At 27.4% G+C, this 14,891-nt stretch carries 9 protein-coding genes and 1 pseudogene; 4 read left to right on the top strand and 6 right to left on the bottom strand.

The features are described from left to right. Positions 1–8 precede the first annotated feature (8 nt). Positions 9–278: a hypothetical protein gene (locus tag HL033_RS01565; protein WP_218194341.1), complete on the top strand. Its 270-nt coding sequence runs from the start codon at positions 9–11 to the stop codon at positions 276–278. Positions 279–1,161: 883 nt separating this feature from the next. Here the strand turns inward: HL033_RS01565 and HL033_RS01560 are convergent. From HL033_RS01560 to secG, 4 genes are all read right to left on the bottom strand, one after another. Continuing rightward, positions 1,162–1,833, bottom strand: a complete 672-nt coding sequence (locus HL033_RS01560) for a hypothetical protein (RefSeq protein ID WP_218194340.1) — start codon at positions 1,831–1,833, stop codon at positions 1,162–1,164. A gap of 1,004 nt (positions 1,834–2,837) precedes the next feature. Next, the gene (locus tag HL033_RS01555; protein WP_218194339.1) at positions 2,838–3,038 is read right to left on the bottom strand and encodes a site-specific integrase; all 201 of its coding nucleotides are present in this window, start codon (positions 3,036–3,038) and stop codon (positions 2,838–2,840) included. A 354-nt stretch (positions 3,039–3,392) separates the two neighbouring features. Beyond that, positions 3,393–5,018: a CTP synthase gene (locus HL033_RS01550; protein ID WP_218194338.1), complete on the bottom strand. Its 1,626-nt coding sequence runs from the start codon at positions 5,016–5,018 to the stop codon at positions 3,393–3,395. Positions 5,019–5,025: 7 nt separating this feature from the next. Beyond that, positions 5,026–5,376: a preprotein translocase subunit SecG gene (gene secG, locus HL033_RS01545; RefSeq protein ID WP_246575320.1), complete on the bottom strand. Its 351-nt coding sequence runs from the start codon at positions 5,374–5,376 to the stop codon at positions 5,026–5,028. A gap of 838 nt (positions 5,377–6,214) precedes the next feature. On the opposite strand from secG, the gene HL033_RS01540 reads away from it, so the two are divergent. Then, a complete protein-coding gene (locus HL033_RS01540) occupies positions 6,215–7,150 on the top strand; it encodes a tyrosine recombinase (RefSeq protein ID WP_218194337.1) in 936 nt (311 codons plus the stop codon). Positions 7,151–7,888: 738 nt separating this feature from the next. Here the strand turns inward: HL033_RS01540 and HL033_RS01535 are convergent. Beyond that, positions 7,889–8,566 (bottom strand): ABC transporter ATP-binding protein, encoded by a 678-nt coding sequence (locus HL033_RS01535; RefSeq protein ID WP_218194336.1) that lies wholly within the window; start codon positions 8,564–8,566, stop codon positions 7,889–7,891. 1,012 nt (positions 8,567–9,578) lie between these two features. On the opposite strand from HL033_RS01535, the gene HL033_RS01530 reads away from it, so the two are divergent. Next, on the top strand, positions 9,579–11,546 hold the full coding sequence (locus tag HL033_RS01530; RefSeq protein ID WP_218194335.1) for a hypothetical protein: 1,968 nt from the start codon (positions 9,579–9,581) through the stop codon (positions 11,544–11,546). Positions 11,547–11,720: 174 nt separating this feature from the next. Here the strand turns inward: HL033_RS01530 and HL033_RS01525 are convergent. Further along, positions 11,721–11,920, bottom strand: a pseudogene (locus HL033_RS01525) (translational GTPase TypA); the annotation flags it as partial. A gap of 708 nt (positions 11,921–12,628) precedes the next feature. Here HL033_RS01525 and HL033_RS01520 point away from each other — a divergent pair. Continuing rightward, the gene (locus HL033_RS01520; RefSeq protein WP_218194334.1) at positions 12,629–14,869 is read left to right on the top strand and encodes an NADP-dependent malic enzyme; all 2,241 of its coding nucleotides are present in this window, start codon (positions 12,629–12,631) and stop codon (positions 14,867–14,869) included. The last annotated feature ends 22 nt before the right edge of the window (positions 14,870–14,891 follow it).

The raw sequence follows: 14,891 nt of genomic DNA, 5'->3' as shown, positions 1-14,891 counted from the left end.
TGTAGCTTATGGATAAAAATATTAATAATGTAGCAGATAATGAAGGAGATGTTGTTGATTTAAGTTTGATAAATAATCAGATATCTTCTCAAGAAGGTAAGGGATGTCCATGTGAGAGTAGTTATATTTATTTCATTCCTTTTACCATTTATAAACCCGTAGGTAGTATTAGTGATGTTAAACATGAAGATGTACAGCATAGTGACATGATTGTAGAAGGGGGAGAGAATAGTATTCTTCCAGTAGGAGAAAGTGTTGATGCAGTTTCAATTGTGTAAAAGCTAAATTTAGTAAATTATTAAGTATATAATGCATTTGTAGATATATTATACTGCATTAATGTCTATCTTTTTTGTGTGGGGGAGGTATATTTGTTTGGTTTATACTTCTCCTGCTTAAAAAGATAAATTTAAAAATGTTTTTTGTATAGGAATGTGGTTATTTTTGTATTTATAATTCAAAGGCTATGCAAACTTTTGATATGATGTCTAAGTAAAATAATAAATTATCTTATACAAGAAGTAATCTGTTACTTGTAAGCTAATGTAGGAGCAAATATAACATAGCTGATACACATTTGAATTTATAATGTCTTGTCTGAAGAAATACTTTTGTAAGGTATTAACACTAGTTACACTGATAATACTAAAATAAGCATCACAGTATCTATATCACATAAGAGCATATTCTTTACTGAGACTAATCACTTGTAGTAATGCTATAGAACCATAATCTACTGATACTTCAATTTATTACTAATTAGCAGTTAATTATATACAATTTACCTTTTTATGCTTTTCTTCCAAAGGTATGCGTATTATTATATTTTAATATAAAAGAAAATATCATTTTATTGTTTGTTACTTAAAAATCTTATTCAACATTGAGTATATTATAGCTGTATTATAATAGTAATGATATATTTTATTATATTAAAGTATTTATTTGAAATGAGTTATGTATTAAATTGTATAGCAAAAGATCATTCAGAAAAGCATAATAAATGGCTCTCATTGGTTATATTTGTTTTTGTTAGTAGATAGCAATCCTATAATTACTGCCTTATTATGAACTGATAATTTGTTTCGTATTATTATAATGTACTACCCCAAGTGGGCAGAATTACCATGTAATCCTGCCACGCAATAATACTGTATCCCCCTATAATAAGAAAAAGTGATCATTGCCATCATCAACATTTAATAATAACTCTGGTGGTAAGTCAGATACTGTGTCAGTAATTGTTTGTGATTCAGTTGCACCTTTACTACTTTTTGTGCTAGATGATATATCATTGACTAAAATAAAGTGATCGACATCATCAGTATTTTTTGTGCTAGATAATGTATCATCTTGTTGAGGTTGTTGAATATCAGAAACCTGTGTATTATCCAAAGTAACTGATTCTACTACTTCTTCTTTTTCAGGTGTAATATCAGAAGTTTGTATAGTTTCAGTTGATGATTCTGTCTGTGGTTCTTTAGGCTGTATAGTTATTGCAACAGATTGTGAACCTTGGCCAAGAGTACTACTTCCTGTACTATCATGCGATATATTCTCTTCTTCAGTTTCAGATAATTCTATAGATTCTATGGTATATTCTGTATTATTTTTGGAATCATTTAAAGTTGGCAATATTGCTTCATCAGCATTGAGAATTTCCTCGGAATTATTTTTTATGTCATTAAGTGTGGTAGATTGAGTATTTTCATTGAGAGATGTTTCATTGGTGTCATTCTTTGTGTCAGTACGTAACATCCATTCTAAAGTTTCATCACGGAAAAGTGGATTTATGAATGCTTTCATAAAATCAAATAACTTGCCTCTATTCATAATAATACCTTGGTAAATTAGCAAAGCGTTTGCACTACATTATACTCTTGAAAAGATACATATGCAAAGTAATAATGTATTTTTGCGTTTTTTTAAAAACTACTATTAAATTAATGGTAACTATATGAAATGCAAAGATATACGTTATGACGTATATTTCACTTGTAATATCGGATTAATTACTGGATTTCTTAATATAGTTCTAATATTTCGATTGTTGTATTAGTGATAATTAAGTATCATAGGTAATCTTTTATTGTTAATTACGCATTTTAGTCTTTTGTGTGGTATTAATAAGTATACTTTAAGGCTTAATATTCTTATGTTATTAATGATTATTTTATTTAATAAATTAAAGTAATCAAACTATAATCATGAAGATGTGATTTTTGTTAATAATTGTGAAGTTGTGGTCAAGTATTTGCTTCAAATTAATTATATATGTGTTGTTTGATTTTAAAGAAATGGTGGTTATTTTGAATATCGTTTCTTCAATATTAATGATTGGATTTTTAACTTATGATGCAGTGTTATTAAATTGTTGTGTTGATTTGTATTAGTAATAGATATTTTGATGGTATTTATACTATTACTTTTAAGTTAATAACTTAAGGCCTTATTAATTGGAAAATTACATTTATTTATAAAAGTCAAATAGTATTAATTATCAGTGATAATTAATATGCTGTACATTAAGCTTTCGAAAATACTTGAAAATAATAGGATGTAATATTTTATTAATATTGAAATTATCTCAAGAAACTATATATAAAACATGGAACAAGTATATTGTCATTTTTTAGATTTATAGGGATATTCCTGGATGACGTAATGTCTTTGTGTTGTGTATAACAAGATTTGTCAGTAAGTTGTAGTTATTATTAACATCATGGTATATAGAGTACTAATCTCTTATGAAAATTTGTAGTACAGTAAGTAATATGAGATTATTTTTGTGTATTATGAAATCTAAATTATTTTTATGTTATTTTGTATAAGAATAATTATAAGTTACTTTTTTGTACATTCTTTATATATAAACGTAAATCCTCAACACTTGCACTAACGATACTTAATTTCTTATCATTCAAAAATTTACATAAGCTTAATAAATCAACCTTATAACTTTGGTAAGTATTAGCAGAAACATATTTTTCAGCAATTAACGATTCAAAAAAAATATCTAGAAGATACTGATCATTCATTATTGGTTATCAACTAATCCAATGTCAATTTCCTTTTGTATTTTTGTAGGTACAAAATTTACATTGTACAATACTTTATAATATATGAACAAACATAATGTTATAATCACTATATAAAGTTTATAGATATTTATGTAATTTTAATATTATCTTAAATAGTAAAAATAAATATAAATAGCTATTTCTTAAATGTTTATAAATATATTGTGAAGTATATTAAGAACTGACATTTTTTAGCATATATACTATGTGTTGTGATGCGAGCAATATAAGTAAACTGAGATTATAATATTGTTTTTTTTATTAGTGATTAATACATAAGTTGAATTATTGTAGTGTTTATGGATATTTTCATTAGGAAATGTTATTTTTTTTAATAGCAAGAGCATTATGAATAAAAGAACAGAAAAGAGGATGTGATACAAATGGATTAGATTTAAATTCTGGATGAAATTGTACTCCAATAAACCATGGATGATGTGGTAATTCTATTACTTCCATAATTGTTTTATCTTCTGATGTTCCGGTAAAGGATAGTCCATGTTTTTGTAAAATACTTGTATATTCGAGATTAACGCCATATCTATGTCTTTGTCTTTCTTGGATTATTGTTTTGTTATATATGGATGCAATTTTAGAGTTAGGAGTTAGGTAACAAGCATAAGATCCTAGCCTCATATTACCACCCATATGATGTTCGTGATTGTGTTGTAATTTTGGTAATTCTTTTATTATAGGATTTTTACAGTTAGGATTAAATTCTGTGGAATTAACGTCTTCTAATTTTACAACGTGCATTGCAAATTCTATAATTGCAAGCTGCATTCCCATGCATATACCCAAAAAAGGAATGTTATTTGTACGTGCATAGGTTATAGCATTAAGTTTACCTTCAGATCCATTATCTCCGAATCCTCCTGGAATTAGGATAGCATGTATGTTATCAAAATCTGATTTTTGTATTGGTAATCTTGCGTTTATCCATTTTATAGATAACTTAACTTTATTATACATAGCTGCATGTTCTAAGGCTTCTATAATAGATTTGTATGCATCTAGTAATTTAGTATATTTACCTACAATTGCGATTTTTAATGTTTCATGAGATGATGCTATGATTTGTAATATGTTGTGCCACTGCGTTAGTTGTGGTGCAGGGGTACTAATATTGAAATGTTGGAGTATTTGAGCGTCAAGCTTATAGTTATAGTATGAAAGGGGTAATTCATATATATTTTTTACATCAAGTGCTGGTATTATGTTTGAAGGCAGTACATTACAAAAATTTGCTATTTTATTACTTTGTTCTTGTGACAATGGTGTTCTGCTGCGATATAGAATTATATTTGGTTGTATACCAATGGAACTTAATTCTTTAACGGAGTGTTGTGTTGGTTTAGTTTTTAATTCTTTTGCAGCGCTAATATACGGGACTAAAGTTAAGTGTACGAATATGGTTCTCTCTTTACCCAGCTTGTATCCAATTTGCCTTATAGATTCAAGAAATGGCTGGCTTTCAATATCTCCAACAGTCCCCCCTATTTCACAAATGATAAAGTCTACATTTTGATTATTATATAAGATAAATGAGTTAATTAAATCTGTAACATGAGGTATAACTTGTACAGTTTGTCCTAAATAATCTCCACATCTTTCTTTGCTTAAAAGTTTATGATACACTTTTCCAGCTGTGATGCTGTCGTTTTTTGTTGTATTGATACCAGTAAATCGTTCATAATGACCTAGATCAAGATCAGTTTCAGATCCGTCATCGGTAATAAAAACCTCTCCATGTTGTATAGGACTCATTGTTCCCGGATCAATATTGAGATATGGATCTAATTTTCTTAAACAAATTTTAAATCCACGTGCTTGTAGCAATGTTCCAATTGTTGCTGCTGCTAATCCTTTTCCTAAAGAAGATACAACTCCCCCAGTAATAAAGATAAAGCGTGCAGAGGATGATTTATTATTTAACATGGAAATTTTATTGGTAAAATGGAACTTTTTCTTCAGTATTGCTAGTATTATTAGATTTTTTATCAGCAGCAGCTTCATTAGCAATAGAATTTTCATGCAAAGTCTTAGAGTTCATTCCCACTAAAAGTAATGTATTTATAATAAATGCGGCTGCAATCACTCCTGTAAGCTTATTAATAAGGCTCGATGAAGAACTTTTTGTAAATATTGATCCTAAATTATATTGAGCACTACTAAAACTACTTAAACTGTCAGATTCAGGAGGCTGTAACAACACTAATACAACTAATAAGAACACTAAAAATATTTGTATAATTGTTAAAAACATACTGTTACTAAATATAAGTGACTGACTCATAAAGGCTATATTATTTGTGTGCCTGAGTCAAGGATTGTTAAAAGTTTGTACTAAACTTTGTTAAGTAATTTATAGATTAACTATATTTTTAAATTTATGTATTTTGGCAACTAAATAACTATCAATCAAAGTAAGAGATATTATATAAATATGTAGTTTATTTTATGTTGCGAGATTAATAATTTGGTTTAAATGTGGAGAATATAGTTGTTGCATAATTTCAATATTCAAAGATTAATTTTATTACATGTAAAATATAAAGAAAGTTGTATCTATATAAACATTGTAAAAACATAACTTATCTTGAAGATATATCAAATATTTGTGTTTGTTGTGTATAATATGAGCCTATATTGGATATTTTGATATTTTAACTGGATTTTCTGTAATTATTAATTACAAGTTAAATAATGTAATTACAATGCAAAATTTGTCATATTATATAAATCAAGGTTTTTCTTGTGTTAAATGCTGTGAATTAAAGTGAATGTTTAGGAAATAATCCGCGATACATAAAAATATCACTAGAAATAAGTTTTTATTTTTAGTAGTGGTATTTATTAATTAAATGTGTTTTTTAATTCATATTTGTACAGTAGTGTGTGGTAAGTTAGAATATTGCGGTTGACTACTAATAATTAAAAATGCATACTGATACTTGTTGTGATTTGAGCATTTTGATAATGAAAATTAATCTTAAGCGCAAAAAGAAAGTATTATTTGTTATAGTGATTATAACATTATGTTTGTTCATATATTATAAAGTATTGTACAATGTAAGTTTTGTACCTACAAAAATACAAAAGGAAATTGACATTGGATTAGTTGATAACCAATAATGAATGATCAGTATCTTCTAGATATTTTTTTTGAATCGTTAATTGCTGAAAAATATGTTTCTGCTAATACTTACCAAAGTTATAAGGTTGATTTATTAAGCTTATGTAAATTTTTGAATGATAAGAAATTAAGTATCGTTAGTGCAAGTGTTGAGGATTTACGTTTATATATAAAGTTTTTGCGTAATAAAAAATATAAAGCTAATTCTATTGCAAGAAAGATTTCTGCAATCAAAAGCCTATATAAATTTTTATATAGCGATCGTACGATAAATTATAATCCTACGATGTACCTTGATACATTAAAAATACCCTGTACTCTTCCAAAGACATTAGATATTGATGAGGTTAAAAAATTACTTAAAACTGCTGAAAGTGATGCTTCTCCAGAAGGGAGAAGAATCAATGCGATAATTAATATATTGTATTCTTCAGGCATTAGGGTATCTGAACTTATTCATCTTGGTTTTTACGAAATAGATTCAGTACTCAGAGAACAACATGCAGAAGTTAGATATTTGATTATTAAGGGTAAGTCTGGTAAGGAAAGACTAGTTTTGTTAAATGCTACTGCTGTAAAGAGTATCAAGGAGTATATGAAAGTACGTAATTTATTTATTGCAAAAAAAAATGTAGATTCTCAATGGCTGTTTCCAGGTAAAAAATTTGATAAATGTATTACTAGACAAAGAATAGGGCAGTTATTGAAGGAATTGGCAAATAAATCTGGAATAAATGCAAATATAATATCACCTCATAAAATTAGGCATTCTTTTGCTACGCATTTATTAAATAATGGCTCTAATATTGTTTTCATACAAAAAATGTTAGGGCATTCTAATTTGTCAACAACACAAATTTATACTTACGTTGCTAGTGATAGATTGAAGGATGTGTTACTACAATATCATCCATTAGCAAAGAACATGGATTAGAATTGTGAAGTGAATTTATAGACTTTTGTTATGCTGTAAGCAGTAAAATATTACATATTGACGTTATACATATTGTACCTAAAAACATTCTGTAACAATTTATTGTTTGTTGTAAATTTCTATGTAAACAAATTCACCAATGTCAAATAAGTGTTTTTAGATTGTAAGTATTATAACATCAGTAGTATTAACTTATTTTAGGATTGAAAAAATTATTCATAAATAAGTTAGGGACTTTTTAATAAAAAGGTATATGCATAATAACATTGAATTTAAAAAATAGTTTGTTAATAAAGTAAATTTTTAAACTTCAGGCAAAAAGAAATTATAGTAAGTATTGAGATCTTATTGTTCTACAGATAGTGAACCTTTAAGTAATATATATTATATATAAATATTTTATTAAGTAGCAATTTATAAAAATTTATATCCATAATGTTTTTTTTAAACACTACAGGATCATACTTTTACATTGCGCTTAAATTTGCTTTACTTTGTGAAGATAATATTGCATGTAATTGTATTAAATATGTGTAGATTAAGAATTATTTTTTACTAAAAAGCGTTTTTTTGCATATACTTTAAAAAAATGTTAAAATTTAATTAGTGTTTAGATAAATGCTTATTTTATTACAATTGGTTAAGATCATTAATGTATTAGGTAATATAAATTCTTACTATGGGGTTAATTTAGCAAAATTAATATAGTATTATCAATAAAAAGGTTAATTAAAGGGTTTACTTTATTATATGAGTTGTATGAGATTCTAATTGTATGATAGAATCAACGCTTTGTACTAGTTTATGGTTGTGTGTGACGATTAAAGCAGATATATTTTTTTCTTTTACATATTTGTGAATTAGGGAAAAAATAATTGCTGATGTTTTTGGATCTAGGCTTCCTGTAGGTTCGTCAGCTAGTAATATTAATGGGCAATTAACTAATCCTCTTGCTATAGCTACTCGTTGTCTTTCTCCTCCCGAAAGATTTGATACTAAAGAATTTTGCTTATCATGTAATCCTACTTGTTCGAGTATAGAGTAAGCATTTTTTTTTGCAATAGATAAACTTGTTCCTTTTATTAATTGAGGTAATAGAACATTTTCTAATACTGAAAGTTCTTGCAATAGGTGATGAAATTGATAAATAAATCCTAAAAAATTACGTCGTAAGAGTGTTTTCTGATTATCATTTGCTGTTGCACATTCAACATTATTTATAATGACCTTACCTGATGTTGGTTTATCTAGAAGTCCTGCAATTTGTAATAATGTACTTTTTCCTGATCCTGAAGCTCCTATCAAAGCAACAATCTGTCCTTTTATAATGTTTATATTAACATTTAATAGAACGGGGAATGTTTTTTTAAGACAATAATATTTGTTTATAGAAGTGAGCTGTAGTGTATAACACATAAATTGAAAATATTAATTAAACTTTGGATTATAGGTTATTTATTGATAATATGCAATTAAAACAACAGGAGTAATGATTAATTTAATAGTAGGATAATTAGTGTTTTATGTAACTTCATCTAATTATACAATTTTATATGGGTAGATGTGTTCTATTTAGTATGTTGGTATCTTTCTGGAAAATTTAGTTTTGCTAATGTAACGAGCATTAAATATTTTAAGTAAAGAATATAATAATAAGATTGTATAGGATAATATGGTTATACCCTTGCAAATAAGCATTCTTTAGATATCTTTTTCATTTATTCTCAATTCTATTTATATATGTAAGCTAACTTTATATTAAAGCTATTTATTGGTATTATATAACACATTTTATAACTTGCATATTCCAACTGTGAATTTTACAATCAGATTATAAAAATGAAGTAATTATATAACTACTGTATTGGATTCATGTGATAATATAAATTTGCGTTAGCTACGTCTATAATTCTGATGTTTTTTAAATTATCTAAAATAAATGTTATTCTAACATAAGCTCTTAATTGTCATATATTATTATACTATTATACAATGGTGTTATTTAAAGCTATCTGCAAATAAATTTGAATATAGAAATATCTTCAAATAGGAAAGTGATAAAGGAATAGGCTAATTGTTATTTTATAAAAAGAATGTATTTAAATAATTTTTAATGACTATAAAATGTTTACCAATTATGCATAGAACATATATTAGCTATTAGGTTGATGTAATTAAGTTCATAGTTATATCCTTACATAGGTAAATATTATTAATGCAATATTTTGAATATATCTTAAAGAATACTTTCGTACATTAGGTACAGAAAGTTACTTGAATTTTTAGTATATTACTATTACAATAAATATTCGACTTGTAAGATAGATGTCATGTATTGTAATAATAAAAATCTTAAAAATTGATGCATGATAAACCATGAGTGTGAATTTATTAATATGTTAATTCTTTAAGCGTAATTTATAAAGATATGAAAATTAATGGAGAAAAAATACAAAATTTAGATGCAGTAACTTTGTGGATAAAGGCACAAGATATAAAATCTCCTTTTCAATCTTATGCTATAAACTTATATAATGACATTCCTGAATATGTTAATTTTCTAATAGAGGATGGCATTAGGCTATATTGTAATTTTATGTATGAAGATGCCGTACAAAAATTTTTTGAAGCAGAAGAAGCATTAAGTTATTGTAAAAATATTTATCATGTTGTTTTTGAAGATATAAACTTCTACATTGGAAAATGTTATTTGTATCAAAGTCAATTTTATAAAGCAAAAATTTTTTTAGAAAAATGTTTTGATGGATGTGTAAATTATGAATTAATTGATATTAATGATCATGCTAAAAACATGTTTATGTCTTGTATAAATGTTCCATGTGCGGAAAATGTAGCTAGATTTTTAGTATATATTTTTCATGAATTAAAAGAGATAAATCAGAAAATTAAAGAGCAGAAAATGATTATTGTTTCTGATAATGCTACCAGTTTTGATAAAATAAAAGCTAATTTATTATTAGGTGCCATTTATCAGTTTTTATGTTACACCTCTAGATTAAATATTGAAAATACGTTAGTAGATACAACAACTCTCAAGAGAAAGTTTAAAAGAGTAGTGAAATTTTTATCAAAAAGTTTTAAGTATTATGGTGCTGTTTTTGAATTGAGGCAGGGTTCTTTAGATAAAGATGCATATGTTATTGAGCAACATTGTATTGGAGTGTCTTATGGTAAAAAGTTGGGTACACATAATTTACAGCAATGTATTGCCATAATAGCATATGACCCTTCTACGAAAAAGGTAGCTCTTGGTCATTTTGATAGATTGTCTCATCCGAAGTCTATTAAGAGGATACTAGAGAATTTTGCGTATGGTTCAAAAGTAAATTTATATTTAGTAGGTGCAAGGGATGAGCATAATGTAAAAAGTATTGGGAATGTAACTAAAGTATTGAGAGAAATAGTAGATATTGATAAAATTTGGAATATTGATATTCAGAGTGTAGATCTTTTATATAAAAAAGACTTAACAGGTAATTGTGTAGATATTCCGTCAGCTATTGTGTTTGATTCTAGTACTGGTATTTTGTCTCATAGTGTTCCTGTAAGGTATGACAAATATCATAGTCATAGGGTTGCAAAATGGTATATAGATATAGAGTTAGGTGGTAAGGAAGAGTATTCATCCAAAATGTATTTTATAAATTTTAATAATGTATCGAAAATAGAATTCACTTTGCAAGAAAAAGAATGTCTTTTAGCGTTAGTTTCTAAAAATGTTTATTTTATGCAGCATTATATGTCTTGGTCCTCTAGATTGTTGAAATATCATTGTTTGCGTATAATAGTAGATATACTGCCTAAGTATTTGAGTATGTGTTTATTAGAGAGTAAAATAAGTGTTGATTCTAGAGTAAGGTATATAACAGATAATCTTGAGTTGGGTACTGATATGAAAGATCAATTTTTTTATTGTAAAGACGAGTACAGAGAAAATGCACTGTTATATGATAATTGTAGTATGGATATGGTAAAAAAGAAATGTGTGTTTAATAGTATTACGCAAGGAAAATATGTTTGGTATCAGTTTACATCCACAGATTCTAATAAAGATAAACAATGCGATATAGATTTTGCTGATGAGAAAATTTCTTGTCCTAAAGGAATAGTATCTGAATTATATGATGTACTTGAGCAAAATAATGTTGAAACTCAAGACATAGAAATGAAGGAAGGGGGGTTATCTTCGAAATTTGGTGGAATGCATATTACAAAAGGAAGTCTTTATCATAAGGAGATTTCATTAGATTTTGGTAATGCATCTAAAAAGATTAATGTTATTAATCAAGATAATAAGCAATCACCTAAAAGTGTAGTTGATGAATTATCAGTTATGCAACATGCAAGAAATATGCAACTTATTACCTGTCTGTAAACTACATTTCTTATTAATTAGGTAGAGGGAATATTCATTGAATTATATTGTAATGTTTCTTATGTAAAACAAGTCAGTGATTATATAGACATAAGGTAATAGTGTTGCTTATATTAATGGTTTTTATAAGAAATTATTAATATGAAAATTTAAATATTTTTAGGATTACCTTAATGCTATCATTTCTTCTAAAGTCATTAACTTTGGAGGAGTTAATTGTACAGCTTCATCTGACCCATAAGCCCTTACATTAGTTAATTGCTTCCCTTTTAAAACATTTACCTCAATGTCATTATCACGATTGTGCAATCCAACTACACTTTATCTTGAGGCTTAATAAACATTATTTTCCTATATTGTATTAAACTGAAAATGTTATGCAAAAAATGATATATGTTAATCGTTTATTGTTTTTTATATCGTAGATGGCCAAAAATGGTCATTCTTTTTTTACATTATATACTGGTAATACTGTCTGAATGGATGTTAAGTAATGTAGTATAAATCTTTTAACATCAGTAATAATAATTTATGTATTTTATCTCAACTTGTTATATTTTTTATATAAAAAAGGGAAGTGTTAAATGTAAGCTGTATTTTGTATATAAGTGTAGTTATGTAAAAATTTGAATAATGTTTCTATATATTACATGGTTTAATATAGGAGTATTGATATATAGTATTTTTTTATTATTAATAACAAAATATAATTTTTGCATGATTTTGTATTCTTTAGTATATGTAAAATATTTTTATGGTATCATTTTACAGGGTGTGGTAAAGTTTTTAATATCATGTATTTATTGTAGATTTTTTACATGATACCGGAGATTATGTAATTATCTGTTATCAATATATTAATCGTTGTATATTTAATTGCTATGGTTTGTTATTCTAAGAAAAATTACCTATAGTTAGCTTATTAAGTATCTTTTTGAAGATAATAGTTAGGGAGTCAATCTTAGTATTTGCTTTATATTTAGATTATGATGTTCTTTAATAGGTGAGTGTATTTAGTTATTGCTAGCTGTGTAATAAAAGGTTATTTATGTTACGTTTTATATATTTTAGAGTAGTAGTTTATGGAGAAAGATAGAGAAGCTCTTAGGTTTCATTGCAAATATGGCAAACCTGGAAAGGTTTCTTTGCTTCCAACTAAACCATTGATGACACAACGTGATTTATCATTAGCTTATTCTCCTGGTGTAGCTGTCCCATGTTTAGAGATAGCTTCCAATCCTAATTTAGTATATAAATATACTGCAAAAGGTAATTATGTTGCAGTTATTTCAAATGGCACGGCTGTTTTAGGACTTGGCAATATAGGGCCATTGGCATCTAAGCCAGTTATGGAAGGCAAGGCTGTTTTATTTAAGAGATTTGCTGATATAGATGCAATTGATATAGAAGTGAATACCGAAAATGTTGAAGAATTTATTAATGCAGTTAAGTATTTAGGATTGAGTTGGGGAGGAATAAATTTAGAGGATATCAAAGCACCAGAATGTTTTATTATTGAAGAGCAGCTGAATAAATGCATGGATATTCCAGTATTTCATGATGATCAGCATGGGACTGCTATTATTATTTTGGCTGGCATTATTAATGCTCTTGATATTACTGGTAAAAGCTTTTCTAATGTTAAAATAGTTGTTAATGGTGCAGGTGCTGCTGGTATTGCATGTGTTGAAATGTTAAAACGTGTAGGTGTATCTAATATAGTATTATGTGATCAAAATGGAGTCATATATAAAGATCGACAACTTGGGGTTAATCCGTGGAAAATGAAACATGCTATTGATACAAATGATAGAACTTTAAAAGATGCTTTGGTTGGTGCTGATATATTTATTGGATTATCTGTACGAGATGTATTAAATCGTGAAATGCTTTTATCGATGAATAAAGATCCTGTTATTTTTGCTTTAGCAAATCCGGATCCTGAAGTTAAACCTGAGTTTGCCAGAGAAGTGCGTCCTGATGCAATTATAGCTACTGGTAGATCAGATTATAATAATCAAGTTAATAATGTTATGGGATTCCCATATATTTTTCGCGGTGCTTTAGATGTGCATGCAACATCGGTGAATCATGAAATGAAGATTGCTGCAGCAAATGCTATTGCTATGTTAGCTAGAGAAATTGTTAGTGATGAAGTATCTGAGGCTTATGGTGGCCGTAAAATGATTTATGGCAAAGAATACATTATTCCTACACCTTTTGATCCAAGGTTAATTACTATAGTGTCTCCAGCAGTTGCTAAAGCTGCAGTTGAATCAGGAGTTGCTAAAAAGACCATAGAAAATTGGGATGAGTATACTAAAGAGTTGAATTGTAGAGTATCTTCAACAGCAAATGTTTTAAATTTAATATACGGTTCTGTTAGAAGTAATCCAAAAAAGGTTATTTTTTCAGAAGGTGAAGAAGATAAAGTTATTAAAGCTGCCTTGCAATGGTATAGTAATGGTTATGGTAACCCAATATTAGTAGGTCGTACTGATAAAGTAATGAGAGGTCTTTACAATATTGGTATTGAAGAAAAACCAGAAGGTATTATTATAGCAAATGCAGCAGTGTCAGCTCGTAATGATGAATACATAAATTACATGTATAGTAGGCTGCAAAGATATGGTTATTTATATCGTAGTTGTATACGTGATGTAAAAACAAATCGTAATATTTTTGCTGCATGTATGTTAGCTTGTAATGATGGGGATGCTTTAGTTACTGGCATAACAAGAAGTTATACTGATTCTTTGTGTGAAGTACAAAAAATTATAAGTTCACAAGGAGTAGTTTTTGGATTATCGATTGTTATGTTAAAGGATCGTACAATATTTATTGCAGATACTGCAATTAACAAATGTCCTACTTCTGAGCAATTGGCAGTCATAGCAATTAAATCTGCTGCTAAAGCTAAACAAATGGGTCATGAGCCAAAAGTTGGTTTTATTTCTTTTTCAAATTTTGGTAGCCATTCTCAAGAAGAGTCAAAAAGAATAAAAGAATGTATGAGCATTATTGATAGAAATAATGTTGATTTTGAATATGATGGTGAAATGTCAGTTGATGTTGCTCTTAATCCTAAGTTATTGTCTTTGTATCCATTCTGTCGCCTTAGTGGGCCAGCTAATGTTTTAATTATGCCTAATCTTAATAGTGCTAGTATCTCTTCAAAGTTATTACAAGAAGCAGGAAATGTTTCAGTTATTGGGCCTATTTTGATTGGTATGGAAAAGTCTGTACAAATTGTGCAGATGTCAGCCTCAGTGTCTGAAATCCTCAATCTTGCTGTTTTATCAACATTAGCAGATAATTATTAGGTAAATTTGTGTTTTTTGCATT

The organism is Neoehrlichia mikurensis (assembly GCF_019186785.1).
GTDB lineage: Bacteria > Pseudomonadota > Alphaproteobacteria > Rickettsiales > Anaplasmataceae > Neoehrlichia > Neoehrlichia mikurensis.
This window is presented reverse-complemented; position numbering and strand designations above follow the sequence as displayed.

Bases quoted from the DNA above. Each gene is read 5' to 3' on its own strand.
- HL033_RS01565 (WP_218194341.1), top strand. From the start codon at position 9: ATGGATAAAAATATTAATAATGTAGCAGATAATGAAGGAGATGTTGTT.
- HL033_RS01560 (WP_218194340.1), bottom strand. From the start codon at position 1,833: ATGAATAGAGGCAAGTTATTTGATTTTATGAAAGCATTCATAAATCCA.
- HL033_RS01555 (WP_218194339.1), bottom strand. From the start codon at position 3,038: ATGAATGATCAGTATCTTCTAGATATTTTTTTTGAATCGTTAATTGCT.
- HL033_RS01550 (WP_218194338.1), bottom strand. From the start codon at position 5,018: ATGTTAAATAATAAATCATCCTCTGCACGCTTTATCTTTATTACTGGG.
- secG (WP_246575320.1), bottom strand. From the start codon at position 5,376: ATGAGTCAGTCACTTATATTTAGTAACAGTATGTTTTTAACAATTATA.
- HL033_RS01540 (WP_218194337.1), top strand. From the start codon at position 6,215: ATGAATGATCAGTATCTTCTAGATATTTTTTTTGAATCGTTAATTGCT.
- HL033_RS01535 (WP_218194336.1), bottom strand. From the start codon at position 8,566: ATGTGTTATACACTACAGCTCACTTCTATAAACAAATATTATTGTCTT.
- HL033_RS01530 (WP_218194335.1), top strand. From the start codon at position 9,579: ATGAAAATTAATGGAGAAAAAATACAAAATTTAGATGCAGTAACTTTG.
- HL033_RS01520 (WP_218194334.1), top strand. From the start codon at position 12,629: ATGGAGAAAGATAGAGAAGCTCTTAGGTTTCATTGCAAATATGGCAAA.